This is a genomic window from Roseomonas acroporae (assembly GCF_023223525.1).
Classification (GTDB): domain Bacteria; phylum Pseudomonadota; class Alphaproteobacteria; order Acetobacterales; family Acetobacteraceae; genus Roseomonas_E; species Roseomonas_E acroporae.
In genome coordinates this window covers 1-26627 of record NZ_JALPRX010000018.1, presented here as the reverse complement: position 1 = coordinate 26627, position 26627 = coordinate 1, and the positions used below count along the sequence as shown (strand labels likewise).

The following is a 26627-nucleotide window of genomic DNA, read 5'->3' as shown; positions in this document are numbered from 1 at the left end:
CCGGCGGCCGGCGCCGCGCCGGCCCCGAACCGCCCCGAAGGGCAGAGCCTCTAAGTCATGCCGCGCGATCCCGAGGATACGATCGACGACAAGCCGATGCCGCTGCTCGACCATCTGCTCGAGCTGCGCACGAGGCTGATGTGGTCGATCGGCGGCTTCGCCATCGCCTTCGCCGTCTGCTACTACTTCTCGACGCAGATCTACGGCTTCCTGGCGCGGCCGCTGGCCGACATCCTGATGCACCAGGGCGGCGGCGACCGCCGCCTGATCTTCACGGCGCTCTACGAGGCCTTCTTCACCTACCTCAAGGTCGCCTTCTTCGGCGCCACCTTCTTCTCCTTCCCGATCTGGGCGACGCAGCTCTGGCTGTTCATCGCCCCCGGCCTGTACCGGTCCGAGAAGAAGGCGGTGCTGCCCTTCCTGCTGGCCTCGCCGATCCTGTTCGTGATGGGCGCGGCGCTGGCCTACTACTTCATCTTCCCCCTCGCCTGGCGCTTCTTCATCTCCTTCGAGAGCCCCTCCGGCGGCGGCGGCATCCCGATCCAGCTCGAGGCCAAGGTCAGCGAGTACCTCTCGCTGGTCATGCACATGATCCTGGCCTTCGGCATCGCCTTCCAGCTGCCGGTGGCGATCACGCTGCTGGCGCGCGTCGGGCTGGTGACGGTGGACCAGCTCCGGCACGCGCGGCGCTACGCCATCGTCGGCATGTTCGTGGTGGCGGCGATCCTGACGCCGCCCGACATCATCAGCCAGGTCGGCCTCGCCGTGCCGCTGCTGCTGCTCTACGAGCTGTCGATCCTGGCCGCGAAGTACATGGCGCCGAAGCCTCCCAAGGACGACGAGTAGCCCGATGCACGACATCAAGGCGGTGCGCGCCGAGCCGGCCGCGTTCGACGCGGCCATGGCTCGGCGTGGCCTGCCGCCCGTGGCCGAGCGGCTGCTGGCGCTGGACGAGGCGCGGCGCGGCGCGATCACCGCGCTGGAGACGGCGCGCGCCGAGAAGAAGCGACGCTCCAAGGAGATCGGCGCGCTGAAGGGGCGCGGCGAGCACGAGGAGGCCGACCGGCTGATCGCCGCCATGAACGCGGGCGAGCAGTCGGGCGAGCAGGGCGCGGCCGCGGCCGAGGCGGCGCTGACCGCGGCACTGGAGGTGCTGCCCAACCTCCTCGACCCCGAGGTGCCGGACGGGCCGGACGAGACGGCCAACGTCGTGCTGCACCAGCACGGCGAGCCGCCGCGCCCGAATTTCGCGCCGAGGCAGCATTTCGAGCTGGGCGAGTCGCTCGGGCTGATGGACTTCGCCGGTGCCGCCAAGCTGGCCGGCGCCCGCTTCACCGTGCTGCGCGGCGCGCTGGCGCGGCTGGAGCGCGCGCTCGGCCAGTGGATGCTCTCGCTGCACGCGGACGAGCACGGCTACACGGAGCATTCCGTGCCGCTGCTGGTGAACGACGCCACCATGTACGGCACCGGGCAATTGCCGAAATTCGCCGAGGACCTGTTCCGCACCACCGACGGCCGCTGGCTGATCCCCACCGCCGAGGTGCCGCTGACCAACCTCGCGCGCGACGAGATCCTGGCCGAATCGGCGCTGCCGCTGCGCATGACGGCGCTGACCCCCTCCTTCCGCTCGGAGGCCGGCAGCGCCGGGCGGGACACGCGCGGCATGCTGCGCCAGCACCAGTTCTGGAAGGTGGAACTGGTCTCCGTCACCGCGCCCGAGGCCTCGGCCGAGGAGCACGAGCGCATGACCGCCTGCGCCGAGCGCGTGCTGACCGGGCTGGGGCTGGTCTGGCGCCGGGTGCTGCTCTGCTCGGGCGACACCGGCTTCTCCTCGGCCCGCACCTACGACCTGGAGGTCTGGCTGCCGGGGCAGGGGGCGTGGCGGGAGATCTCCTCCTGCTCGAACTGCCGCGACTTCCAGGCGCGCCGGATGAGGGCGCGCTACCGGGGCGCCGACGGCAAGGTGAAGGGCCTCGTCCACACGCTGAACGGCTCCGGCGTCGCGGTCGGCCGGGCGCTGATCGCGGTGATGGAGACGCACCAGCAGGCGGACGGCTCGATCCTGGTGCCCGAGGTGCTGCGCCCCTGGATGGGCGGGATCGAGCGGATCGGCTGAAGGGTGCGCCGCCGGGCATCGTGAACCGGCGGCGCTGCGTCGTGCTGTAAGGGGTCAGGCCCCGCACGGGGCCGTCGCGGGTGGATTCGCCCGGGCCGGCGGCGTACTGCGCGGACCGACCTGCGCCCACCGGGAGCCCGATGCCGTTGCCCTGCCACCCGATCGCGCCACGCCTGCCCAAGCGGCACACGCCGCCGGCGATGTGGCTGCTCCTCGTGCCGCTGCTCGGCGGTTGCGTCCGGGTGGTGGTGCCGGAGCCCGACCCGGCCGTCACCTCGGCGGCCGCGGCCGGGGCCGCGCTGGGCGGGATGCTCGGCGCCGCGCTGGATGCCGCGGCCTATCCCGGATACCCGCCGCCCACCTATCCGCCGCCCACCCATCCGCCGTCGGCCGGCCCCGCCGCCCCCTGGGGTGGCGCCAAGTCGCCTTGAGCCCTACGCCTCGACGCATGAGCCGCCCGCCCGACCCCGACCGCATCTGCGGCGTCGCCCCCGTCGCCGCGCTGTTCGCCCGCCGCCCCGGCGACGTGCTGCGCCTGTTCCACACCCAGGCGACCCGCCGCGAGGCCGGGCCGCACTGCGCCGTGCTGGCGCGGCTGCGCCGGCCCTATCGCGAGGTGCCGGCCGAGGAGCTGGCCCGCATCGCCGGCACGCCGCACCATGGCGGCATCGTCGCCGTGGCGGTGCCGCGCGCGATCCGGGTGCTGACGCCGGACGACCTGCCCGAGCTGCTGGCCGGGCCGGTGCTGCCGGTGCTGGACGGGGTGGGCAACCCGCACAACCTCGGCGCCATCGCCCGCACCGCCGCCTTCTTCGGCTGCCGGGCGCTGCTGCTCTCGGGCGATCCGTGCCAGGCCGGCCTCTCCGATGCCGCCTACCGGACCGCCGAGGGCGGGCTGGAGCACCTGGCCCTGTTCGGCACCGACGAGCTGCCGGAGGTGCTGCGCGCCCTCGCGGCGCGGGCCCTGACCGTGGCGGCGGAGGCCGAGGGCGGCGTGCCGATGGGACGCATCCCGCGCGACCGACCCATCGCCCTGGTGCTGGGCAACGAGGAGCACGGGCCGGCCGCCGCCACGCTGGAGGCTTGTGCCGCGCGGGTGACGCTGCGCGGGGCGGGCGCGATCCAGAGCCTCAACGTCTCGAACGCCGCCGCTATACTGCTGCACGGCCTGTCCGGACCGGCTTGACCACGGCGCGCCGGGGCCCGACCTGCTGGCCACATCCGGGAGACAGAGAAGAGATGCTGAACCGTCGTGCCGTTCTCGGCGCGCCGCTGGCGCTCGCCGCCGGCCGTGCCCTGCTGCCCAGCCCGGCCCTCGCGCAGGCCGCCTACCCGACCCGCCCCGTCCGCCTGATCGTGCCCTACGCGCCGGGCGGCGCCGTGGACATCACCGGCCGGCAGATCGCCGAGCGGCTGACGCCCACGCTCGGGCAGAACGTGATCGTGGAGAACCGCGGCGGCGCCGGCGGCAACCTCGGCGCCGACGCCGTCGCGAAGGCGGCCAAGGACGGGTACACGATCCTGCTCTCCTCGGCCTCGATCCAGTGCGCCAACAAGTTCCTCTACCGCACCTCGATGCCCTTCGACCCGATCCGCGACTTCGCGCCGCTGACGCGGGTGACCACCGGCACCATCCTGCTGATGGTCAACGGCACGCGCCCCTGGAAGAGCTTCGGCGAGCTGATCGAGGCGGCGAGGAAGGACCCGGGCAAGCTCACCATGGGCTCCTCCGGCACCGGCACGATCAGCCACCTCGCCATCGAGAAGGTGAAGAAGGTGGCCGGGGTGGACATCACCCACATCCCCTATCGCGGCGGCGGCCCGGCCTTCGCCGACCTGCTGGCCGGCACCATCGACATGTGCTTCGACGTGATCCCGGCCGCCATGCCGCACATCCGCTCCGGCGCCTTCCGCCCGCTCGCCGTGGGCAGCGCCGAGCGGCTGACCTACGTGCCCGAGCTGGTGGACGTGCCGGGGATGAACGAATTGCTGCCCGGCGCCGGCATCGACTTCCAGAGCTGGTACGCGATGGACGCGCCGGCCGGCACGCCGCCCGAGGTGGTGCGGGTGCTGCACGACGCGCTGGTGAAGGTGGTCGGCACGCCGGAATTCCGCGCGCGGTTCGAGCCGACCGGCATGACCACGATCTGGGACGAGACCCCGGACGCCTATGGCCGCTACAAGCGCGAGCAGGAGAAGGTCTGGCAGGATCTGGTGGCCGTGTCCGGCGCGACGCTGGACTGAGCCGGCGGGCGGGGGCCGCCCGGACCCCGCCCGGCCACGCGGCGACCGGCGCCCGAGGGGGAGCGGCCGAGGGGGAGAGGCCCGGGGGGAGAAGCCGGAGGGAAGCGGCCGGGGGGCAGGCCGGCCGCGCCGGGCCCTGCCATGCTCCCGCGGGGCTCGCGGCCATCCCCTGGCTCTGATATCGCGCGCCCATGCCGCGCGTTCGACCAAGCCCCTTGGCAGCCCCCTTGGCCACCCCCTTGGCCGACCCTTCCACCCGCGCGCTGCTGGGACGGCTCTGGCGGGCCTATCTGCGCCACCATCCCGGCGGCATCCTGCTCGCCCTGGCCTGCACGGCCGCGGTGGCGGGGCTGACCGCGCTCTACCCGGTGGTGATCCAGCGCGCCTTCGACATGGTGATGCGCAACGACCCGCGCATCCTGGCGGTGATCCCGCCCGTCATCATCGTCATCACGGCGGCCAAGGCGGCGGTGCAGTACGGGCAGGCGGTGTCGATCCAGGCCGTGGTGCTGCGGGTGATCGAATCCCTCCAGCTCGACCTGTTCCGCGCCCTGACGCGCGCCGACCTCGCGACCGTCGCGCGCGAGGCGCCGGCGCGCCACGCCGCCCGCTTCACCGCGGACGCGGCGCAGATCCGCGAGGCGCTCGGGAAGGCGGTGAACGCCGTCGCCGACGCGCTGACGGTGATCGGCCTGGTCGCCTCGATGATCTACCTCGACTGGCAGATGTCGCTGATCGCGGCGCTGCTCTACCCGCTGGCGGCGGCGCCGATCCTCAAGCTCGGCAAGCGCATCCGCCGCGCCTCGGGCGGCATGCAGGAGCGGGTGGGCGAGACGGCGGCGATGCTGAACGAGAGCTTCGGCGCCGCCCGCGTGGTGCGCACCTACCGGCTGGAGGCGCAGGAGGAGGCGCGCGCGGCGGCGGCCTTCGCCGGGCTGCGCGCGGCGCTGCTCGGCATGGCGCGCAACCGCGCGCGGGTCGATCCGATCCTGGAGGCGCTGGGCGGCCTCGCGGTCGCGGCGGTGCTGTACTTCGTCGGCTGGCGCGTCTCGGCCGGGCTCGGCACGGTGGGCGACTTCACCGGCTTCGTCACCGCGCTGCTGCTGGCCTCGCGGCCCGTGCGGGCGCTGGGCTCGCTGAACGCGGCGCTGCAGGAGGGGCTGGCCGGCCTCGCCCGCGTCTTCGCGGTGATGGACGAGAAGCCGACCCTGGTGGACGCGCCCGGCGCCGTGGCGCTGCCGCCGGGGCACGGCGAGATCGTGTTCGACCATGTCGGCTTCCGCTACGACGGCGTGCCGGACGCGGCGCTGGCCGATCTCTCCTTCACCGCGCGCCCGGGCGAGACGGTGGCGCTGGTCGGGCCCTCCGGCGCCGGCAAATCGACCGCGCTGGCGCTGGTGCCGCGTCTCTACGAGGTGACGGCGGGCGCGATCCGGCTCGACGGCGCCGACCTGCGCGCCGTCACCGTCGAGAGCCTGCGCGACGCCATCGCCTATGTCGGCCAGGACGCGGTGCTGTTCGACGACACCGCCTTCAGCAACATCGCCTGCGGCCGCCCCGGCGCCACCGCGGCCGAGGTGGAGGAAGCCGCGCGCGCGGCGGCCGCGCACGACTTCATCGCAGCCCTGCCGCAGGGCTACGCGACGCCGCTCGGCCCGGCCGGCTCGCGGCTCTCCGGCGGGCAGCGGCAGCGCGTCTCGCTGGCGCGCGCCCTGCTGCGCGACCCGCGCGTGCTGCTGCTGGACGAGGCGACTTCGGCGCTCGACGCCGAGAACGAGGCCGCCGTGCAGCGCGCCCTGGCGCGGCTGCGCGCCGGCCGCACCACGCTGGTGATCGCGCACCGCCTCTCCACCGTGCGCGACGCCGACCGCATCGTGGTGATGGAGGCCGGGCGCGCGGTGGAGCAGGGCACGCATGCCGAGCTGATGGCGGCGGGCGGGCTGTACGCGCGCCTCGTGCGGACGCAGGCCTTCGCGGCGGAGCCGGCGTAGCCGCCACGGCACGGCGCGTCGGGCCGGCACGGCGCGACGAGCGGAACGACCTGTGCGGGTTCTGCCGCCATCGCCTGCCGCGACAGGATGGGCCGTGCCGAGGCGCGCCCGGGCATGTCCGCGCCGGAGCCAGGCATCCTGGTGCGGCGTCCGGGCGTGGGGGCCCTACGTCCCGTGGATCGGCGGCTGCGCCGCGGCCGCCAGCACCTGCCGCCGCGCGCCCAGCGCCGCCGCCACGCCGAGCACCACGATGCCGACCCAGACCGCCGGGCGCGGGCCGAATTCCAGGTCGAGATTCGCCCACAGCACGCGCTGCGCCGGGATGCGCGTGGCCAGCGCGTACCAGGCGTACTCCACCCCGGCCGTCGCCAGCGTCGCGACCGGCGCGAGCAGCGCCAGGGCGAGGCCGCTGCCCTGCCAGCGCGCCGGCAGCAGCCGCCAGAGCATCAGCGCCAGGAACAGCCCGGCGGCGAAGGTCGCCTCGGAGACGTCGGCCTTGCTCTGCAGGAAGAAGTGCAGCAGCGCCAGCACGCCGATCGGGTAGACGAGGCGCTGGAGGCGCTTCCAGTTGCGCCCCAGGCGCTTCGTCCAGCCATCCGTCGAGGTGGCGCCGAGCAGCGCGAGCCCGAGCAGCGCCACGAAGCCGATGGTGAGGTAGAAGCGCCGCACGATCTCCGAGGCGACGTGCAGCAGCCGGAAATTCTCGTCCGCCACGTAGAGGCCGAGATGCGCCAGCGCGTAGGCCATCGCGGCCACGCCGAGCATCCGCCGCACCAGCAGCACCCGCGTCGTGTCGGCCAGCCTGCGCAGCGGCGAGACCAGCAGCGCGAGCAGCAGGAAGCGCACCGCCCAGAGCCCGGTCCGGTGGATCGCCTCGGTCAGCGGGCGAGAGCCGAGCCCGTCCGTCGCCCAGAGCGCCAGGATCCAGGCGGCGGGCAGCAGCGTGCCGAGCAGCACCAGCGCCTTGAAGGGCGAGAACCGGCCGCCCCGGTCGCGCCAGGGCCAGGGGAAGGACCATGGGAAGGACCGGGGGAAGGGGCGACGGCCGGCCTGACCCGGTCGCGCCTGGGCGGTCTGGCGCGGAGGCGCCGGGACACCTTGCTGCGGAGGCGACGGGACGCTTTGCCGCGGTCGCGCCGGGTCGGGTCGCCGCCGGTCGGAGACGTCGTTGGGCATGAGGCGGCTCCGAAAGCGGCGTCCCGGGTTCCCGCGCGGCACGCCGGGGGCGGGATCGTCGGGAAGTGGCCTCAGACCGGCAGGTTGTCCAGCAGCCGCACCGCGCCGAGCCGGGCGGCGGCGAGCAGCCGGCCCGTGCCGGCCGGCGGCAGCGCCGCCAGCGGCCGCAGCGTGGCCGCCTCCACCAGGGCCAGGTAGTCCACCGCGCCGAAGCCCTGCCGGACGAGGCCGGCGGCCGCTTCCGCGAGCACCGGCGCCGGCGCCTCGCCCGCGCGCAGCCGTGCCACCGCCGCCTGCATCGCCGCGTGCAGGGCAGGGGCGAGGGCCCGCTCGGCCGGCGCGAGGAAGCGGTTGCGCGAGGAGAGCGCCAGCCCGTCCGGCTCGCGCACCGTCGGCACCGGCACGATGCGCAGCGGCAGGTCGAGGTCGCGCACCATGCGCGAGACCACCTGCACCTGCTGCCAGTCCTTCTCGCCGAAGAAGGCCAGATCCGCCTCGACCTGCGAGAACAGCTTGCAGCACACCGTGGCGACGCCGCGGAAATGGCCGGGGCGCTGCTCGGCCTCCCACAGCGCGGCCGGCGGGCCGTCCACCGTCACCGTCGTGGCGGCGCCTTCCGGGTACATGGTGGGCACGTCCGGCAGCCAGGCGAGGTCGCAGCCCGCCGCGCGCAGCTTGTCGAGGTCGCCCTCCTCGTCGCGCGGGTAGCGGGCGAGGTCCTCGTTGGGGCCGAATTGAAGCGGGTTGACGAAGATCGAGGCGGCCACGGCGCCGCCCGCGCGCTTCCCCGCCGCCACCAGGGCGAGGTGCCCGGCATGCAGCGCGCCCATGGTGGGCACGAAGGCGAGGCCGCCACGTTCGGCGCGCAGCCGCGCCGTCGCGTCGCGCAGCGTCGGCAGATCCCGGACAACCAGCATGGGCATTTCCCCGAAGTAATCATGGTGTCGCGCCGCCCGCGGGCGGCGGCGCGGCCGCGGGCCGGCGCGCCGCCTCTCCGGGGGCCCGCCGGCGTCGCGCCCGCGCCGGTTTCATCGCATTCCCCGGCCGCGCGGGCGAGCCGGAATGTCGGCCCGCCGCCCGGCCCCGTCCGCATGGAAGCGGGATCGCGGAGAGTCGCCGCCCTCGCCGCCGGCGTGCGGGACGGCATTCCGGAAGGCCCGGCGCCGGCGGCCCCGACATCACGCCCCGGCATCACGCCCCGGCATCACGCCCCGGGCAGCAGCGCCCGCCGCCCGGCGGCGAGCTGCGCCGCATCCTCCTGCGGCGCGTGGATGCGGGCGCACTGCACGTCGCGCCAGTGCCGCTCGAACGGTTCGCCGCGCGACAGCGCCCGGTTGCCGGCCAGCCGGGCGGCGCGCGCCACCGCCTCCACCGCGTTCTCCGCCAGCAGCGCCTTGAGCAGGTTCGCCTCGACCGGATCGACCGCGCCGCCGGCATCCGCCTCGCGCGCCAGGCCGTCGATCAGGCGCCGGCTGGCCAGCAGCAGCGCGTCGATGCCGCCCAGCGCCGACTGCATGCGCGGCAGGGTGGCCAGCGGCGCGCCGAGGCTGCCCGGCACCCGTTCGCGCAGGAACCGCACCAGCCAGTCGCGCGCCGCGGCGGCGACGCCGGTGTAGAGGGCGCCGAGCAGCATCGCGTTCCAGGCCGCGAATTCCGGGTCCGGCACCGCCCATTCCGCCGCCGGGCGCAGCGCCACGGCATGGCCGTCGGGCAGCGCCACCGCGTCGAATTCCACGTCGTGGCTGGCCGAGCCGCGCAGGCCGAGCTGGTCCCAGCTTTCGACCACCCGCACCCCCGGCGCGCCGCCCGGCACCAGGAACCAGCCGGTGCGCGGCGCCCCGCCCGCCTCCGCCTCGGCCCGCGCGAAGACCAGCATCCAGCGCAGCGCGGCGGCGCCGGTCACCGCGGTCTTGCGGCCGGAGAGGCGCCAGCCCCCGGCCTCCCGGCGTGCCGCCGTCTCCGGCAGGCCGCCGCGCGAGGGGGTGCCGAGGCCGGGCTCGGTGGCGAGCGCGTTGACCAGCCCGCCACGGCACGCATCGGCCGCCACCGCCCGCGCCAGCCCGTCCGGCCAGCGCGCCAGCAGCCGAGTCTGGAGGAGCTGCATCGCGAAGGAGAGCCCGGTGGCGGCGCAGGCCCCGCCCACCGCGGCGACGGCACCGGCGGCCTCCCGCAGCCCGGCGCCGCGCCCTCCCAGGGCCACGGGCAGCGCCAGGGTCAGCAGCCCGGCCCCGTGCAGCGCGGCGAGGCTGCCGGCGGGAAAGCTGCCCTCCCGGTCATGCGCGGCGGCGGCCCCGGCGATGGCGGCGAGCACCCGGGGCGGGATCTCGGTCATGGTCTCCTCCGGCGTCGTGCCGGCCTGCGTAGGGCAGCCGGGCGGGCCGGCCAAGGGAAGGTCGAGAGGAGAGCGGCCCGGCATGGGAAGGCGTTTCCCGCCTGCGCCGTGCCGCCCGGCGCCGCGCAGCGACTCGTTGCGCCCTGCAACGGATCGTGGAACGCTGCCGCCGGGATGGAACGGAGAGTCGCGATGCCTTCCATGCGGCGGATTCGCCCGGCGTCCCGGCATCCGCCCACGACGTGCCGGGACGCGCCGCCTTGACCGCCTTCTTCGAGGGCTTCGTGCTGGAGACCCGCGCGGCGGACGGCCAGCGCGTCCGTCTGCGGCGCGGCGGCGAGGGGCCGCCGGTGCTGCTGCTGCACGGCAACCCGCAGACCCACGCCATGTGGCACGAGGTGGCGCCGGCGCTGACGCGGCAGTACGCGGTGGTCTGCCCCGACCTGCGCGGCTACGGCTTCTCCGGCAAGCCGCCGGCGAGCGGCGACCATGCCGCCTACGCCAAGCGCGCCATGGCGGCCGACCTCGTCGCGCTGATGCGCGACCTCGGGCACGAGCACTTCGCCGTGGTCTCGCACGACCGCGGCGCGCGCGTCGCGCACCGGCTGGCGCTGGACCACCCGGATCGCGTCACGCGGCTCTGCACCATGGACATCGTGCCGACGATCGAGCACTTCGAGCGCGCCGACATGGATTTCGCCATGGGCTACTACCACTGGTTCTTCCTGGCGCAGCCGCACGACAAGCCGGAGCGCATGATCCTGCGCGACGTGGAGGACTGGTTCGACCTGCACACCTCGCGCGAGCCCAAGGACCGGGGCTTCTTCCACCCCGAGGCGCGCGCCGACTACCTCGCGGCGCTGCGCGAGCCCGGCACCGTCACGGCGATCTGCGAGGACTACCGCGCCGCCGCCACGATCGACCTGAGGCACGACCGCGAGAGCCGGGCGCGCGGCGAGCGGCTGCGCTGCCCGCTGCTGGCGCTCTGGGGCAGCAAGGGCAGGCTGGAGCAGTGGTACGACGTGCCGGCGATCTGGCGCGGCTATGCCGATTCGACGGTCGAGGCCCGTTCGGTGCCCTCCGGCCACTACCTCGCCGAGGAGGCGCCCCAGGCGGTGCTCGCGGCGGTGCTTCCCTTCCTGGACGCCGGCCGGTGACGCCGCCGGCGGCGCCTTCCGGCTGAGCCCGACGATGCCCCGCCTCGCCGGCGGAGCCGACCCCGGCGTGGCGGCAGGACAGGCCGCAGGCCGGCAGGCTCCCGCCCGCGGGCCGCGCGGCCCCGTCGGCCGCCCGCCATGGCGCGAGGCGCTGCCGCCGCTGGCGCTGCTGCTCGCCACCGGAATCCTGTCCGCCCTGCCCGACGCGACGCTCGGCCCCGCCACCCGCGCCCCGGCGGCGGTGGTCGCGGCCGGCGGGGCGGCGTGGCTGCTGAGGCGGGCGGCGCCGGGGCGCTCCGGGCAGGCGGCCGGGCGCGCCGCCGAGCTGGCCCGGCGGGAGGCCGAGACGGCGAGGGATGAGGCCGAGGCGGCGCTGCGGACCAGCGAGGAGCGGCTGCGCCTGGCCCAGGAGGCGGCCGGCATCGGCGTGTGGGAGCGCGACATCGCTTCCGGCCGGGCGCTCTTCTGGTCGCCCGAGCAGTTCCGCCTGTTTGGCCTGCCGCCGGGACCGGCGCCGCTGTCGCGCGAGGCGTTCCTCGCCCTCGTGGTGGAGGAGGATCGCCGCCGCATGCGGTTCGAGCGGCTGGGCCAGGACGCGGCCGGCAGCGGGGGGACGCTGCTATTCCGCAACGAGTTCCGCATCCGGCGCGCCGACGACGGCACGGTGCGCTGGCTGCTGGGGCTCGGCCGGGTCCTTCCCGGGCCCGACGGCCGGGCCGGGCGGGTGGTCGGCGTCAACCTCGACATCACCGAGCGGCGGGAGGCGGAGGAGCGGCAGAAGCTGCTGACGCGGGAGCTCGATCACCGCGCCAAGAACATGCTGGCCGTGGTGCAGGCGGTGCTGCGCCTGACGCCGCGCGACGATCCGGCCGCCTTCGTGCGGATGGTCGAGGGCCGCATCGCCGCGCTCGCCCGGGCGCATTCCCTGCTTGCCGAGGGGCAGTGGACCGGCGCCCGGCTGCGGGCGCTGCTGCAGGCGGAGCTGGCGCCCTTCATCGCCTCGGGCCGGTCGGTCGCGATCGAGGGGCCCGATCTCGCCGTGCCGCCCGCGGCGGCGCAGCCGCTCTCCATGGCCATGCACGAGCTGGCCACCAACGCGGTGAAGTACGGCGCGCTCTCGATCCCGCAGGGGCGCCTGGCGATCGGCTGGCGCGCGGCGGAGGCGTCGCTGATCATCGAATGGGTGGAATCCGGCTGCCGCGGCATCGCCCCGGCGCCGGCCCGTACCGGATTCGGCACGCGCGTGATCGGCAGCACCATCCGGCTGCAGCTCGGCGGCTCGGTGGAGAAGCAGTGGACGCCGGAGGGGCTGCGCTGCACGATCACGCTGCCCCTGGAGCGTGTCCAGGCCGGCGGCGCTCCGGACTGACGACGGGCGGCGCCCGCCCTCAGCGCGGCAGCAGCCCGGCCGCCTGCAGGGCCACGCGCAGCAGCGCGGTCGGGTCGAACGGATCGGATGGCGGGGCGGGGGCGTCCCCGTCACCCCGCGGGCGGAGGAGCGATCCGGCCGGTGCCGCCGCGGCCGCCTCCCCGGCGAGGGGCGCCCCGATCTCCCAGAAGGCCAGGATCCGGTGGGTCGAGGACAGGCCGACCGGCTGGCCGTAGGACCCGGGCAGCCAGCCGCCGGCCCCGGCCACGTCCGGATCCGCGCCTGCCCCGTGGTCCGGCACGATCGGGATGCCGTGCGACATGCCCGCGATGCTGTGCCGCTCGACCGCGACGCGGCCGTCGTCGCCCCGCCAGCGCCGGCGGGTCACCGCGCCCAGCCGTTCCTCCTCGGGCGCGTCGTCGGACAGGCCGTGGACGTCGAGCCATTGCCGTTCGCTCTCGCCGGCATTGACCGCCCGCACCATGGTGTCCTCCTCGCCGTGCCAGATGCTGACGCGCGGCCAGGGCCCGGCATGGCCGGAGGCGGCGCGCACCAGGTCGCCCCAGGCGCGCGCCGGCTGGCGCCGGCCGCCGAACATCGCCTCCAGCGCCTGCCCGATGCCGGCGGCGCTGCCGTAGGGCAGGGCGGCGATCAGCGCGCCGGCGGCGAAGGTCTCGGGCGCGGTGGCCAGCAGCGCCGCGGCCATGGCGCCGCCCGCCGAGAGGCCGGCGACGAACACCCGCGCCGGATCGAGCCGGTGCGTCGCCACCATGTGCGCCACCGCCTCGCGGATCGACAGCACCTCGCCGGAATCGCGTCGCGTGTCGGTCGGCTCGAACCAGTTGAAGCAGCGGTTCTGGTTGTTCTCGAGACGCTGCTCGGGCAGCAGCAGGGCATAGCCGCAGCGGTCGGCCAGCATCGACCAGCCGCTGGCGGCGTCATACTCGGCGGCGTCCTGGTGGCAGCCGTGCAGGGCGACGACCAGCGGCGCGCCCTCGGGCAGGCCGGGCGGCAGGTGCGCCACCATGCGCAGCGCGCCGGGGTTGCTGCCGAATTCCCGGATCTCCCGGAGCCCCCCCGTTCCGCCGGCCGACGCGGATCCGCCAGGCGGCGCGGACCACTCGCGATGGTGGCGCACCAGCTCGTCCAGGCGGTGATGTGGTCGCTGCACCCGCTGCATCCTTCCAGCGGTGCCGGGCGGGACTCGCGAGGGCCGGACGTGGCGGACCCCGGGGTACCGGCCGGGCCGCCTCCTAGTCCCATGCTCGCCGGCAGCATCCATCGACTTTCGCTGCACTGCAACATGGAAGTGCGCGAGGCCCGGCCGTGGTCGTCCATCCGTTCGCATCAACATTCTGTGCGACGAAGGCGGCCTCTCATCCGAGGAACGGATTGCTCCGCCGCTCGGCGCCGATGCTGGAGCCGGGCCCGTGGCCGCAGACGAACTGCCAGTCGTCGCCGAGCGGCAGCAGCTTGTCGCGGATCGAGGCGAGCAGCGCGGCCGTATCGCCGTAGGGGAAGTCGGTGCGCCCGACCGAGCCCTGGAACAGCACGTCGCCCACCAGGGCGAAGCGCAACCCGTCGTGCAGGAACACGACATGCCCCGGCGTGTGCCCCGGGCAGTGCAGCACGCGGAACCGCTGGTCCCCGACGTCCACCGTGTCGCCTTCCTTCAGCCAGCGGTCGGGCGTGACGTCGCGCAGCCCCGGCATGCCGTAGGCGGCGCCCTGCCTGGCCAGGCCTTCGAGCAGGAAGCGGTCGCGCTCGTCGGGCCCCTCGATCGGGATCGCGGCCGGCGCGTCCGGGGCGGCGAGCAGGCGCTCGCGCAGCTCGGCGGCGCCGCCGGCATGGTCCAGATGGCCGTGGGTGAGCAGGATCTTCTCGACCCTGAGCCCGAGCTGCGCGACGGCCGCCAGGATGCGGTCCACCTCGCCGCCGGGATCGACCACGGCGGCGCGCTTCGAGGCGGGCTCCCACAGCAGGGTGCAGTTCTGCTGGAACGGGGTGACCGGCAGGATCGCGGCCTGCAAGGGCGGGGCGGCGTCGGGCATGGCGGGATCCTCGTGGCCGGACATCCCGCGAGGCTGGCGCGTGGCGCGCCGCCCGTCCAGCACCGGGAGGCGGGCGCCCGGGGAGCGGCCGGGCGGACGGATTGGCGGACCCGCCGCCCCGCCGCATCATCCGGCGCGGGGATGGACGGGAGAGCGATGCAGCGCATGCACAGGACCGGCGGCCGGAGCGGGATGCGGCCGGAGGAGATCGGGGAGGACACGGACGGCCTGCTGGCCCGGCTCGACGCCACGGCACGGCGCGCGGAGACGCCGTGCGGGGAGGGCAGCATGGTCTGGCGCCTCTGGGACGGCATGGCGGATGGCGCCGGTATCGGCGCCGGCTCCGCTGCGGCAGGCCCCGATGGCGGCGACCGCGATGCCCGCCCCGCCGTGCTGGACCCCGTGCTGGGCCCCGTGCTGGTGCTGCTGCATGGCGGCAGCGGCTCCTGGCGCCACTGGGCGCGCAACATCGGGCCGCTGCTGGCAGCCGGGAACCGGCTGCTGGTGCCCGACCTGCCGGGCCTCGGCGAATCGGCCATGCCGCCGGGCGAGGTCGATCCCGCCAACGTCGCCGCGGTGCTGGCCGAGGGGATCGACCGGCTGCTCGGGGCCGACGCGCGCTACGACCTCGCCGGCTTCTCCTTCGGCGCGGTCTGCGCGGGGCACGTCGCGGCGATCCGCCCGGGGCGGCTGCGCTCGGTCACCATCGTCGGCGCCGGCTCGCTCGGCCTGGAACGGTCCGTCACCCATCTCGTGAAGGTGCGCAGCGAGCACGGCGCGGCGCGCGAGGCGGCGCACCGGCACAACCTCGCCGCCCTGATGATCGCCGATCCGGCACGCATCGACCCGCTGGCGCTGCGCATCCAGGAGCTGAACACCGTGCAGGCCCGGCTGCGCTCGCGCGGCTTCGCCAGCACGGCGCGGCTGCGCCAGGCGCTGGAGCGCAGCGACGCGCCGCTCAATGCCATCTGGGGCGAGCAGGACGCGATCGCCCGCAACGACCTGCCGGCGCGGCTGCGCGTGGTGCGCGAGATCCAGCCCGGGGCGGATGTGCGCGTCATCCCCGGCGCCGGCCACTGGGTCGCCTACGAGGCGGCCGAGGCGTTCAACGCGATGCTGTCGGACATGCTGCGCCGGCGCCGCGCGGCGAGGTAGGGCATTCCCGGCCCGGGCGTACCCGCCCGGCGCCCCGGAAGATGCGCCGGATCGAAGCCTGGAGCCGTTCCGGCCTGATGCGCTCGGGCCGGGACGGCGGCGCTAGAGCGGATCGCCGGCGGGCGGCCCCGCCCGGCGCCCCGGAAGATGCGCCGGATCGAAGCCTGGAGCCGTGCCGGCCTGATGCGCTCGGGCCGGGACGGCGGCGCTCGAGCGGATCGCCGGCGGGCGGACACGCCCGGCGGCGTGAAGCCGCGCCCGAGAACAACAAGCTACAGCGAACCGCAGTCCCAACCGGAGTGCGGTTCGCTGTAGGCAGCGCCTTGCCGCGACGGGCGGACGGCGATGGGCGGACGCCGCGGCTGCCGCGATCAGTCCAGCCGCGCGCCGGTGGCCCGCACCGCCTCGCGCCAGATCGGGATCTCGGTCTGCATGGTGCGGCGGAACCCCTCCGGCGTGCTGCACACGGGCGTGGTCCCGAGCCGGTCCAGCGCGGTGCGGAAGCCGGCATCGTCGCACGCCTCGCCGAGGATCGCGGCCAGGCGCCGGACCACCGGCTCCGGCGTGCCGGCCGGCGCCGCGATGCCGTTCCAGGTGCCGGCCTGGAAGCCGGGATAGCCCGACTCCGCCACGGTCGGCACGTCCGGCATGGCGGCGAGCCGGGACTCGCCGGCGACCGCCAGCACGCGGATGCGGCCGCCGTTGAGCTGCGGGATGATGTCGGACGGGTTGCCGAAATGGGCGGCGACCTCGCCCGTCAGTAGCGCCTGCATCGCCGGCGCGCCGCCGCGGTAGGGCACGGATTGCAGCTCGATGTGCGCGCGCTCGGCGAACAGCCCCATGGCGAGGTGCGAGGAGGCGCCGATGCCGGCGGTGGAGTAGTTGATCTGCCCCGGCCGCTGCCGCGCCAGCGCCACGAATTCGGCCAGGGTCCGGACGCCGAGCGAGGCCGAGACGGCCAGCACCATCGGGTTGCTCGCCACGATCGAGACCGGGGCGAAATCGGCGACCGGGTCGAAGCTCAGCCGCGCCATGGCCGGCAGCATCACCATCTGCGAGGCGCTGGCGGTGAACAGGGTGTAGCCGTCGGCGGGGCTGCGCAGCACCGCCTCGGCGGCGATGGCGCCGTTGGCGCCGCTGCGGTTCTCGACCGGGAAGGGCTGGCCCAGCCGCGCCGACAGCCATTCGGCGCTCATCCGGGCGATGCTGTCGGTGACGCCGCCCGGCGCGAAGGGCACGATCACCCGTACCGGATGGTCCGGCCAGCCGCCCTGCGCCAGGGCCGGTCCGCCTGCCAGGCCGGCGGCCAGCCCGAGCAGGGCGGCGAGGGTGGCGATGCCCGGCCGGCGGCCGGTTCGGCCGGCGGTCCTCCGGATGTCCTGTCGCTGCGCCTGCATCGCCATTCGGTCTCCCAGCCACGCGGATCGGCGCGCCGGGGCCGCGTGGCTCCCGGGGCGCGTTGTTTCGCGTGTGCTGGCGCCTCCGCGCGGCGGGGCGTTGCCCGTCGCGTCGTCCCGGCCTTGCCGGCCGGCTTCGGGACGGGCCGGGCAGGGCGGGGTGTCCGTCCCGCCGCTCCGCCCGCCCCGGGACGGCGCTCCTGCCGCCGCGGGTCGTCGGGCGGCAACGGCTCCGTTCGTCATCCGCCGGCCTGCGTCGGGCGGCCGGTCATCCTTCGCCGGCCCGTCCCGGGCCGCCCGGTTTCCCCGGCCCGTTCCGGGCCACCCGGTTTCCCCGGCCCGTTCCGGGCCGCTGGCCGGCAGGCCGCCGCGTCAGGCGATCTCCTCGGCGCGGCGCAGGCTGTTGATCATCGAGACGCCCAGCAGGTAGGCGTGCGCCGCCGCCGGGTCGGCGGCGGCCGCCGCCATGCGCTCGCGGAAGGCGCGCCGCGCCTCGGGCTCGCGCGCCTCCAGGTTCTGCTTGTTGGTGATGGTCTGCCGCTGCACGTGCTCGACGGTGACGCCGCGCCGCTGCCGGTCGTAGCGGTCGAGCAGCGCCGGCGCCGCCTCGCCGTGCCAGACGGCGGCGAGCTTCTCGGCCAGATTCACCGCGTCGTGGATGCCGCCGTTCAGCCCCATGCCGCCGAGCGGGTTGTTGATGTGCGCGGCATCGCCGGCGAGCAGGACGCGCCCCTGCCGGAAGGTCTCCGCGACGCGCTGGTGCACCCGGTAGAGGGTCCGGTGCGCGGTCGGGTAGTCGTCGCGGCCGGGCACGATGCGGCCGAAGCGGGCGCGGGCATAGGCGTCGCCGAGCGTCTCCTCGTCCGGCACCTCGGCCGGCACCGGGAACATGGCGCGCCACAGCGGCGTCACCGGGCCGGGCACGCGCAGCAGGAAGAACCACTCCTCCGGGTCGGCGTAGTAGGAGACGTCGGCGAGGTCCGGGATCAGCGTGGTGAAGTCGAAGGGGGTCGAGAGCACCAGGAAGCGCTCGGGCCAGGTGAAGCCGGCGAATTCGATGCCGGTCGACTTGCGCACCGTGCTGCGCGCCCCGTCCGCGCCGATCAGGTAGGCGCCCTCCACCCGGCTGCCATCGGCGAGATGCGCCACGGCGCGGTCGCCCTCGTCGGCGCAGCCGGTGACCTCGGCGCCGAGGCGCAGGGTGAAGCCGGGGCGGTCGCGCAGCAGCGCGTGCAGGATGCGGGTCAGCTTGAACTGCTCGCATTGCAGCCGGAAGGGATGGCGCGTGACGTCGGCCAGCACGCCGAAGTCGAATTCCGCGATGATGCCGTGGTCGCGGCTGCGGTACTGCATGCGCGGCGCCACCAGCCCCTGCGCGATCATCGGCCGCGCCGCGCCGAGCCGGTCCAGCATGTCGAGCGTGGGTGCGTGGAAGGTCGAGCCGCGCATCTCGCCCGAGAGGGCCTCGCCCGCCTCCAGCACGACGACCGGCACGCCGTTGTGCACCAGCGACGCCGCCGCCACGAGCCCGACCGGCCCGGCGCCGGCCACGATGACCGGCCGCGTCTCCGCCACTGCTGCCACCTTGCCCTCCGATCTGCCGGCGATGCCGGCGCGTGTCGCAGGCCCGCCCGTGCTGCGGTGCGGCGAGCATCGCGCGGCGGCCGGCGCGGGGCAATGCCCGCAGGATCGGCTTTGTGTGGGTGTGGCAACACATTCTGCCGACGCGGCAGGCAGGCTGCCGGCCGGGTGGGCGCGGAACGCAACGCCGTTGGGCAGGCCGGGGCGGCGATGGCTCGCCGCCGTGCCGCCCGCCCCCCGATTCAGGCGTTGCCGAGTTCCGCCCGCACCAGCTCGGCGATGGCGAGCGAGGCGGTCAGGCCGGGGCTCTCGATGCCGAACAGGTGCAGCAGGCCGGGAATGCCGTGCACGCGCTCGCCCTGGATCACGAAGTCCTGCCCCGGCGCGCCCGGCGGCACGGTCTTGGGGCGGATGCCGGAATAGCCGGGCTGCAGCGCGCCGTCCTTCAGCCCGGGCCAGTAGCGGCGGATCGCGTCGTAGAACAGCGCGCCGCGCGCCGGTTCCACCTCGTACTCGATCCGGTCCACCCACTCCACGTCGGGACCGAAGCGCGCCTGGCCGCCGAGGTCGATGGTCAGGTGCGTGCCGAGGCCGCCCGGCACCGGCACCGGGTAGATCAGCCGCGAGAAGGGCGAGCGGCCGGCCAGGGTGAAGTAGTTGCCCTTGGCGAAGTAGGCCGGCGGCACCAGCGCCTCGGGCATGCCGGCGAGCGAGCGTGCCAGCGCCGGCGCGTGCAGCCCGGCGGAATTGACCAGGGTGCGGCAGCGCAGCGCCATCGGCTCGGCGCCGCCCACCTCCACCTCGATGCCGTCCCCGGCGATGCGGCCGCCGGTGACGGGGCTGTGGAAGACGAAGGTGGCGCCGGCATTCTCGGCATCGCCCTGCAGCGCCAGCATGTAGGCATGGCTGTCGATGATGCCGGTGGAGGGCGAGAGCAGGGCCGCGGTGCAGTGCAGCGCGGGCTCCATGGCCAGCGCCTCCTCGCGGGAGAGCAGGCGCATGTCGTCCACGCCGTTGGCGGCGGCGCGGCCCTTGATGCCTTCCAGCCTTTCCGCCTCGGCCGCGTCGGTGGCGACGATCAGCTTGCCGCAATTGCGGTGCGGCACGCCGCGCTCGGCGCAGTAGCGGTAGAGCCGCTTCTTGCCCTCGACGCAGCAGCGCGCCATCAGGCTGCCGGCCGGGTAGTAGATGCCGGCGTGGATCACCTCGCTGTTGCGCGAGGAGGTTTCCGTGCCGATGCCCTCGGCCGCCTCCAGCACCAGCACCTCGCGGCCGGCCAGCGCCAGGGTCCGCGCCACCGCCAGGCCGACCACGCCGGCCCCCACCACGATGCAGTCGACCTCGTCCACCGGCTTCTCCCGCGTTGCCGGTCTAGATGAGCGCATCGGGCGGCGGAGGCAATCGGCAAACGCGGCCTCGCTGCCGGCGGCGGCTTCGCAGCGGCGGGCATCCGCGCCATCATGCGCGTCGCAAGGCCCGCGCGCCTGCGAGGCGCGACTAAGGCTCGCGCGCCGAAGGCGCGATGTAATCGGCGCGCCGAAGGCGCGACAACGGAGGAGGAACGCCGCATGCAGGCAGTGACACCCGAACTGCGCATATTGGCCGAGGGGCTGCGCTTTCCCGAGGGGCCGGTGGTGATGCCCGATGGCAGCGTCACCCTGGTCGAGATCAACGGGCAGTGCGTCAGCCGCATCGCGCCGGACGGCACGCGCAGCGTGGTGGCGAAGCCGGGCGGCGGGCCGAACGGCATGGCGCTCGGGCCGGACGGCATGCTCTACGTCTGCAACAACGGCGGCTTCGAGTGGCACGAGGAGCCGGGCCTGCTGCGCCCGACCTTCCAGGCCTACGACTACCGCACCGGCCGCATCGAGCGCATCGACCCCGCGACCGGCGCCGTGACCGTGCTCTACGAACGCTGTGGCGAGCGGCCGCTGCGCGGCCCGAACGACATAGTGCTGGACGGGCAGGGCGGCTTCTGGTTCAGCGACCTCGGCAAGGTGCGCGCGCGCGACCGCGACCATGGCGGCGTGTACTGGGCGGCGCTGGATGGCAGCCGCATCGTCGAGGCGGCCTTCCCGATCGCCGGCGGCGCCAACGGCATCGGCCTGTCGCCGGACGGGCGGACCCTCTACGTCGCCGAGACCGAGACGGGCCGGCTCTGGGCCTGGGACGTCGAGGGGCCGGGCGCGCTGCGCAAGGATTCCTGGCCGAGCGTGCATGGCGGGCGGCTGCTCTGCCAGTTCCCGGGCTTCCGCCGCCTCGACAGCCTGGCCGTCGCGGCCTCCGGCAACGTCGTGGTGGCGACGCTGATAGCAGGGGAGATCACCACCGTCTCGCCGGCAGGCGAGATCGTGCACGTGGTGAAGATGCCCGAGCGCATGCCGACCAACATCTGTTTCGGCGGGCCGGGGCTGCGGACGGCCTACATCACGCTCTCCACCACCGGCAAGCTGGTGGCGATGGACTGGCACGAGCCGGGGCTGCAACTCGCGGCGTGAACGGCCGGCGCCCGGCGCGGTGGGCGGTGCCGCCCGGCGCGCCGGGATCGCCCCAACGGAAGCCCCGCCCGAATCACCACGGGGTCGCGTCGCCGGCGGCCCGGCCGGTGACAGGGGAGCGCCCGGCAGGACGACCGGGGACTTCCCCGGCCGCGACGGCCCCGGGCCCGGACCGTCGTGCCGGCGCGGCGGCGATCCACGGTGGCGCGGCCTCGCCGATTGCGGCAGGAAGCCGCACCGCCGAACGCGAACCGCTGGAGTTGCCACATGCGTGACACGACCTCGACCGCCCTGCCGCCCCCGCATCGGACCGCGCGGCCGTGATCGCCGCCGGGGCGGCGCCGGACCGGTCGGAGGGAGCCGGCGCCGGGGAACCGGGCATCCGGGCCCGGGATGTCGGGGCGCCGGGTGGCGGGAACGCGGTGCCGGAGACCCTCACCGCGCTGCTGGAGGGGACGGCCGCCCGCCACCCCGGGGCGACGGCGCTGGTCGGCGCGGCCCGGCGGCTGGACTACGCCACCTTCGCCGCCGCCAGCCGGCGCGTGGCCGAGGCGCTGTCGCGGCAGGGGATCGGGCCGGGCGACCGCGTCGCGGTGTGGCTGCCGAACCGGCCGGAATTCCTGGTCCTGCTCTTCGCGCTGGCGCGGCTCGGCGCCTGCGCCGTGTTCGTCAACACGCGATTCCGGGGCGAGGAGGTGTCCTCGCTGATCGACCGCGCCCGGCCGAGCGCGCTGGTCACCGCCTGGGGCTTCGCGCCGGTGGACTTCCCGGCGCTGCTGGAAGGCATCCTGCCCGATGCCCGCGCGCCGCTGCGCTTCGTGGTGGGGGTGGACGCACCGGAGGGCGCGGCGGCGGTGGCCGGCCTGCCGGTGCTGCCCTGGGAGGCGCTGGAGCTGGCGCTGGAGCGCGCGGCCGACGACGCGGCGCCGGACGCGGCCTGCCTGACCTTCACCACCTCCGGCACCACCGCCGGCCCGAAGCTGGTGCTGCACCGCCAGCGCGCCGTCGCCGGCCACGCGCTCGACGTGATGCGCGGCTTCGGCACGGACGCGCCGGAGGCGGCGGCGCTCTCGGCGATCCCGCTCTGCGGCACCTTCGGGCTGACCCTGGCGATGGCGGCGATCGCGGGCGGGGCGCGCATCGTCACCATGGACCGCTTCGACGCGGCCGAGGCCGACGCGCTGATCCGGCGGGAGCGGGTGACGCACAGCTCCGGCGGCGACGACCTGGCCGAGCGGCTGATCGAGGCGGCCGCGGGCCGGCCCTACGACGTGCCGCTGCTGTTCGGCTTCGGCGCCTTCCGCCCCGGCGCCGATGCGGTGGTGGCGCGCGGCGACGCGATCGGGCTGCGCTGCCGCGGCGTCTACGGCAGTTCCGAGGTGCAGGCGCTGTTCTCGCTCCAGCCCGCCGACTCGCCGCGGCGCGCCTTCGGCGGCGGCATCCCGGTCGGCGGGGCGGAGATCCGCGTACGCGACGCCGCGACCGGCGGGCTGGCGGCGCCGGGCGTGAACGGCGAGCTGGAATTCCGCGCCCCCTCGCTCTTCGCCGGCTACCTGAACAACCCGGAAGCCACCGCGAAGGCGATGACGGCGGACGGGTTCTTCCGCTCCGGAGATCTCGGCCGGATCGAGCCCGAGGGAAGCCCGGCTGGCGGCTTCGGCTTCGAGGCGCGGATCGGCGACACGCTGCGTCTCGGCGGCTTCCTGGTGAACCCGGAGGAGATCGAGGGCTTCCTGAAGCGCCAGCCCGGGGTCGCCGAGGCGCAGGTGGTCGGCGTCGAGGGCGACCCCGGGGGAGGCGGTGGCGGCGGCACCGCCGCCGTGGCCTTCGTGCAGGCGGCTGCCGGGGCGGCGTTGTCGGAACCGGCGCTGCTCGCGGCGTGCCGCGACGGGCTGGCGCGGTTCAAGGTGCCGGCGCGGATCGTGACCGTGGAGTCCTTCCCCGTCACCGAGAGCCCGAACGGCCCGAAGATCCAGCGCGTGCGCCTGCGCGAGATGGCGGCGGCGCTGCCGGCGGCGGCGGCCGAGCTGGCGGCGGCCTCGCCGGGCTGACGCGGGCGTGCCGGCGGCGGGGCGGCCGCCTCGTCCGGCGGCGCGGCGCCGGGGCGACACCGCGCCGGCCGCCGTCAGGAACCGGCAAGCACCGCCTGCGATCTTGTCTCGGCCACGCCCGGGGCCGAACCTGCCCGATGCCAGTCTCCAACAGCGGCCCAACAGCGGATCGACGCCAGCCGAATGCAGGACCGGACCCGAACCGGGATGAGACGACCACGCGGCGGCACGCGGTGCGGCCTGCCGGGCCGGGCCGGCCTCGCCCTCGCGCTGGCCCTCGGCCCGGCCGTGCAGGCCGCGACGCCGGTGGCGGCCTCGGCCATGCTGGGGTTCGGCGCGGTTCTCGCCGCCACGGGCCCCGCCGAGGCGCAGCGCAGCCGCTCCAGCGGCGGCTACTCGCGCTCGTCGGGCGGCGGCTATGGCGGCAGCCGCACGCCCTCCTTTGGCGGTTCCTCCGGTGGCTACAGCCGCACCCCCTCGATGGGCGGCTACACGCGATCGGCGCCCGGTGGCGGTTATGGCGGTGGCTATGGCGGCGGCTTCGGTGGCTATGCCGGCTCGCCGGGCGACCGCAGCGTCTCGCGGCAATCCTCGGGATCGGCGCTCGACTCCTACCGGCGCAGCCAGCAGCCGGCGAACCGCACGCCGGACCTGTCGCCGTCCGCCCCGGGGGGCAGCCAGGGCGGCGACGTGCCGTGGTGGCGCCAGGGCGCCCGCACCGGGCCGGGCGGCGGCGGCTTCGGCGTCCCGCGCGGCGGGGGCGGCGGTTCCTGGGGCGGCTCCTGGGGGCGGGCCGCGCCGGTTCCGCGCGGCAATTTCGGCATGTGGGACGCGGCGCTGCTCTGGTTCCTGTTCAACAGCCTGTCGCAGCCCGGCCACGACCGCTTCTTCCACGACCACGCCGACGACCCGCGCCTGCGCGACTGGCGCCAGGAGGCGGAACGGCGGGCGCAGACCGATCCCGAGATCCGCGCGCGCCTGGACGACCTCGACCGCCGGCTGGACGGCATGGCGACGCAGCCGCGCGACCCGGATGCGCCGCCGCCGGCCGACGCGCCCCGGCCGGCCGCGCCGGCGGGCCAGGGGGGCGGCTGGGTCACGCCGCTGGTCCTGGCCGGCGGCCTCGGCTTCCTGGGCTTCATGTGGCTGCGCCGGCGCCAGGCCGACGCGCGGGGCCGGGGGAGATCCGGTTCCGGCACATCCGGCCAGGGCACTTCCGGCGGAGGGGATTCCGGCATGGGCAATTCGCCGATCGGCACCGCCGCCGGCATCCTGCGCCAGCGCATGTCCGGCCAGGGCTACACGCCGCGCCTGTTCCGCGTCGGCCAGACCGTCACGCTGGACCCGACGCCCTTCCTGCTGCTCGGCGGCGCCACCCACGTGCCGGCCCCGGCGGCGCCGAGCACCAGCGTCGAGCGCGTCTCGACCCTGAGCAGCCCGCTGGGCGACGGCCGCTTCGCGCTGACCCGGCTCTACCTGCCGGGCGGGGCGCTGCTGCAGCTCCACCTCGACGCCGGCGGCCAGCCGGACGAGTGCCGCTACTTCGCGCCGCTCGACGAGGTGACGCCGCAGGACAACGACGAATGGGGCTTCTGGCTGGACGAGCGGGAGGGCGCCATCGGCTGGCCCGACTTCCAGACCAAGGACGGCAAGGTCTACCAGCGAGTCTGGTCGCCCGGCCCCGCCCGCGTGCCGCCGCTGGTGCTGGACGAGACGCTGCAGGGCGTGGAGCCGGAGCGTGGCGGCGTGCCGGGGCAGGGCGGCGGCGCCACCCGCCGGCTGACCGCCATGCTCTACGGCGCCCCCACCGGCGCCGCGCCGCCGGCGCCGCAGACGGAATACATGCTGGTCGCCGTGGTGGAGCAGGGCGGCGAGGCGCATGTCGAGATCCTCGCCGGGATCGACGTCAACCCGGCTTCCCTTTCCCTGGCCTGAGGCGACCATGCCCGACACCGTGCCGAACACCGCTGACGCGATCCTCGCCGGCCTCGGCGCCGGGCTGCCGCTGCTGATCGTGCAGTTCGTGGCGACGCTGCTGCTGCTCGGGATCGGCGTCGCCGTCTACATGGCGATCACGCCGCTGCACGAGCGCCGGCTGGTGGCCGAGGGCAACGTCGCGGCCGGGCTCAGCCTGGGCGGGGCGGTGCTGGCGATCGCCATCCCGCTGGCCGCGACCCTCGGCTCCACCACCGTGCTGCTCGACATCGTGGTCTGGGGCGTGGTGGCGCTGCTGCTCCAGCTCGTCACCTTCTTCCTCGTCGCCGCGCTGATGCCGGGGCTGCGCGGCCGCATCGAGGCGGGCAACGTCGCCGCCGCCTGCCCGCTGGTGGCGGCGCAGCTCGCCGTCGCCCTGCTCAACGCCGCGGCGATCGCCGGCTGAGGCGGGCGCCGTCGACGCAACCCCGGAGCCGTTCCGGCCCGGCCGGGTCCGGCGGGAACGGCTCCGGTCCTTGATCCAAGGCATCCTCCGAGCCACCGGGCGAATGCGTCCGGCCCGGAGATGCTCCAAACGGGAGTGGCCGCCATGATCTCCTTCCTGCGCAACCTCGTGGGCGTGAAGACCGACCGGGTCGTCCAGGCCGGCGTCGAGGCGCTGGTCCGCTGGGACCCGAAATCCGCCACCGAGGCGGAGCTGCGCACCATGGAACAGCATCTCGACCAGCTCGGCATCGAGGTGGCGCGGGCGCGGCAGACCCTGGAGCGCGAGAAGCGCGAGGCCGATGCCGTCACCCAACTCTCGCAGCAGCGCATGGCGGCGGCCGAGCAGATCCAGCGCCGCATCGAGGCCGAGCCGGAGAACAAGGCCGCGCTGGAGCGCAGCCTGGAGACGCTGGTCGGCATGCTGGAGAGCATGCAGCCCGACATCGAGCGCGAGACGCGCGACGCGGCCGACGCCGAGGATTTCCTGCGCACGCTGGAAGGCGCCTACAACGAGGCCGGCGCCAAGCTGAAGACCGCGCGCTCCGAGCTGGAGCGGGCCAACCGCGACATGCGCCGCGCCGAGCAGCAGCGCGACATGGCGCAGCGCCAGGCCGAGGCGGCGCGCCGCGCGGCCGGGCTGGCCAGCACGACCTCCGGCCTCAGCGTCGCGCTGAAGGCGATGCAGGACGCCGCCGCCAAGGACCTGGCGCTGGCCGAGGCGGCGCGCGCCAAGTCCCGCCTGCTGACGCCGACCGAACCGGAGAAGGAGGACCCGAACATCGCCTCGGCGATGGCCGCCGCCGGCGGACGGGCGCAGGCGCCGGCCGATCTGGCCGGACGCCTCGCGGCGCTGCGCGCCAAGCAGCATCGCTGAGCCTCGAGCGGATCGCCGGCGGGCGGACACGCCCGGCGGCGTGAATCCGCGCCGGGAACGACGAGCGACAGCGAACCGCAGTCCCAACCGGACTGCGGTTCGCTGTCGCCGGCCCGCGGGGGGCGGAAACGTGCCGGGCCCCGTCCTCCCCGGACGCGGCCCCGGGCGGGGCGTGGACGCCCGGCCCGGGAACGCTCTACCGCCCGCCCGGCGC

The 26627-nt window shown here is 75.6% G+C and carries 22 protein-coding genes; 14 read left to right on the top strand and 8 right to left on the bottom strand.

All coding sequences use genetic code 11. From position 1 onward, the window contains the following. The first annotated feature begins 57 nt into the window (after window positions 1-57). From tatC to M0638_RS05370, 6 genes are all read left to right on the top strand, one after another. Complete coding sequence (gene tatC, locus M0638_RS05395; RefSeq protein ID WP_248665940.1) at window positions 58-846, top strand: twin-arginine translocase subunit TatC; 789 nt, start codon at window positions 58-60, stop codon at window positions 844-846. 4 nt (window positions 847-850) lie between these two features. After that, a complete protein-coding gene (gene serS / locus M0638_RS05390; RefSeq protein WP_248665939.1) occupies window positions 851-2116 on the top strand; it encodes a serine--tRNA ligase in 1266 nt (421 codons plus the stop codon). Window positions 2117-2256: 140 nt separating this feature from the next. After that, window positions 2257-2547 carry a hypothetical protein gene (locus M0638_RS05385; RefSeq protein WP_248665938.1) on the top strand — a complete coding sequence of 97 codons (291 nt, stop codon included), beginning with the start codon at window positions 2257-2259 and terminating at the stop codon, window positions 2545-2547. Window positions 2548-2564: 17 nt separating this feature from the next. Next, a complete protein-coding gene (locus M0638_RS05380; protein WP_248665937.1) occupies window positions 2565-3302 on the top strand; it encodes a TrmH family RNA methyltransferase in 738 nt (245 codons plus the stop codon). A gap of 53 nt (window positions 3303-3355) precedes the next feature. Beyond that, a complete protein-coding gene (locus M0638_RS05375) occupies window positions 3356-4360 on the top strand; it encodes a Bug family tripartite tricarboxylate transporter substrate binding protein (RefSeq protein ID WP_248665936.1) in 1005 nt (334 codons plus the stop codon). A 191-nt stretch (window positions 4361-4551) separates the two neighbouring features. After that, window positions 4552-6351, top strand: a complete 1800-nt coding sequence (locus M0638_RS05370) for an ABC transporter ATP-binding protein (RefSeq protein ID WP_408902988.1) — start codon at window positions 4552-4554, stop codon at window positions 6349-6351. Between the two features lie 165 nt (window positions 6352-6516). Here M0638_RS05370 and M0638_RS05365 read toward each other — a convergent pair whose 3' ends face one another. The 3 genes from M0638_RS05365 to M0638_RS05355 all read right to left on the bottom strand — a co-directional run bounded on the left by M0638_RS05365 (window position 6517) and on the right by M0638_RS05355 (window position 9859). Beyond that, window positions 6517-7308 carry a protein-methionine-sulfoxide reductase heme-binding subunit MsrQ gene (locus M0638_RS05365; RefSeq protein WP_248665934.1) on the bottom strand — a complete coding sequence of 264 codons (792 nt, stop codon included), beginning with the start codon at window positions 7306-7308 and terminating at the stop codon, window positions 6517-6519. 290 nt (window positions 7309-7598) lie between these two features. Further along, entirely contained in the window at window positions 7599-8444 is an 846-nt protein-coding gene (gene panC, locus M0638_RS05360; protein ID WP_248665933.1) for a pantoate--beta-alanine ligase, read from the bottom strand. Window positions 8445-8731: 287 nt separating this feature from the next. Then, the gene (locus M0638_RS05355; protein ID WP_248665932.1) at window positions 8732-9859 is read right to left on the bottom strand and encodes an acyl-CoA dehydrogenase family protein; all 1128 of its coding nucleotides are present in this window, start codon (window positions 9857-9859) and stop codon (window positions 8732-8734) included. A 260-nt stretch (window positions 9860-10119) separates the two neighbouring features. Here M0638_RS05355 and M0638_RS05350 point away from each other — a divergent pair, with 260 nt between their 5' ends. Both M0638_RS05350 and M0638_RS05345 read left to right on the top strand, forming a co-directional pair. Further along, window positions 10120-11016: an alpha/beta fold hydrolase gene (locus tag M0638_RS05350; protein ID WP_248665931.1), complete on the top strand. Its 897-nt coding sequence runs from the start codon at window positions 10120-10122 to the stop codon at window positions 11014-11016. Between the two features lie 34 nt (window positions 11017-11050). Then, window positions 11051-12385, top strand: coding sequence for a sensor histidine kinase (locus M0638_RS05345; RefSeq protein ID WP_248665930.1), 1335 nt, complete (start codon window positions 11051-11053; stop codon window positions 12383-12385). Window positions 12386-12404: 19 nt separating this feature from the next. On the opposite strand, the gene M0638_RS05340 is transcribed toward M0638_RS05345, so the two are convergent. Then, window positions 12405-13556: an extracellular catalytic domain type 1 short-chain-length polyhydroxyalkanoate depolymerase gene (locus M0638_RS05340; RefSeq protein WP_248665929.1), complete on the bottom strand. Its 1152-nt coding sequence runs from the start codon at window positions 13554-13556 to the stop codon at window positions 12405-12407. 205 nt (window positions 13557-13761) lie between these two features. Next, window positions 13762-14436: an MBL fold metallo-hydrolase gene (locus M0638_RS05335; RefSeq protein WP_282571853.1), complete on the bottom strand. Its 675-nt coding sequence runs from the start codon at window positions 14434-14436 to the stop codon at window positions 13762-13764. Between the two features lie 165 nt (window positions 14437-14601). Between M0638_RS05335 and M0638_RS05330 the strand changes: the two genes are divergently transcribed. Then, window positions 14602-15591, top strand: coding sequence for an alpha/beta fold hydrolase (locus M0638_RS05330; RefSeq protein ID WP_248665928.1), 990 nt, complete (start codon window positions 14602-14604; stop codon window positions 15589-15591). Between the two features lie 371 nt (window positions 15592-15962). Here M0638_RS05330 and M0638_RS05325 read toward each other — a convergent pair whose 3' ends face one another. From M0638_RS05325 to M0638_RS05315, 3 genes are all read right to left on the bottom strand, one after another. After that, window positions 15963-16988, bottom strand: coding sequence for a Bug family tripartite tricarboxylate transporter substrate binding protein (locus tag M0638_RS05325; RefSeq protein WP_248665927.1), 1026 nt, complete (start codon window positions 16986-16988; stop codon window positions 15963-15965). A gap of 372 nt (window positions 16989-17360) precedes the next feature. Further along, window positions 17361-18572, bottom strand: coding sequence for an FAD-dependent oxidoreductase (locus tag M0638_RS05320; RefSeq protein WP_248665926.1), 1212 nt, complete (start codon window positions 18570-18572; stop codon window positions 17361-17363). 239 nt (window positions 18573-18811) lie between these two features. After that, a complete protein-coding gene (locus tag M0638_RS05315) occupies window positions 18812-19918 on the bottom strand; it encodes an NAD(P)/FAD-dependent oxidoreductase (protein ID WP_248665925.1) in 1107 nt (368 codons plus the stop codon). A 219-nt stretch (window positions 19919-20137) separates the two neighbouring features. Between M0638_RS05315 and M0638_RS05310 the strand changes: the two genes are divergently transcribed. From M0638_RS05310 to M0638_RS05290, 5 genes are all read left to right on the top strand, one after another. Beyond that, window positions 20138-21067: an SMP-30/gluconolactonase/LRE family protein gene (locus tag M0638_RS05310; RefSeq protein WP_248665924.1), complete on the top strand. Its 930-nt coding sequence runs from the start codon at window positions 20138-20140 to the stop codon at window positions 21065-21067. 422 nt (window positions 21068-21489) lie between these two features. After that, complete coding sequence (locus tag M0638_RS05305) at window positions 21490-23118, top strand: AMP-binding protein (RefSeq protein ID WP_248665923.1); 1629 nt, start codon at window positions 21490-21492, stop codon at window positions 23116-23118. Between the two features lie 207 nt (window positions 23119-23325). Continuing rightward, entirely contained in the window at window positions 23326-25053 is a 1728-nt protein-coding gene (locus M0638_RS05300) for a DUF2491 family protein (protein ID WP_248665922.1), read from the top strand. Window positions 25054-25060: 7 nt separating this feature from the next. Beyond that, complete coding sequence (locus tag M0638_RS05295; protein ID WP_248665921.1) at window positions 25061-25498, top strand: DUF350 domain-containing protein; 438 nt, start codon at window positions 25061-25063, stop codon at window positions 25496-25498. A gap of 144 nt (window positions 25499-25642) precedes the next feature. After that, window positions 25643-26413, top strand: coding sequence for a hypothetical protein (locus tag M0638_RS05290; protein WP_248665920.1), 771 nt, complete (start codon window positions 25643-25645; stop codon window positions 26411-26413). Window positions 26414-26627: the final 214 nt, after the last annotated feature.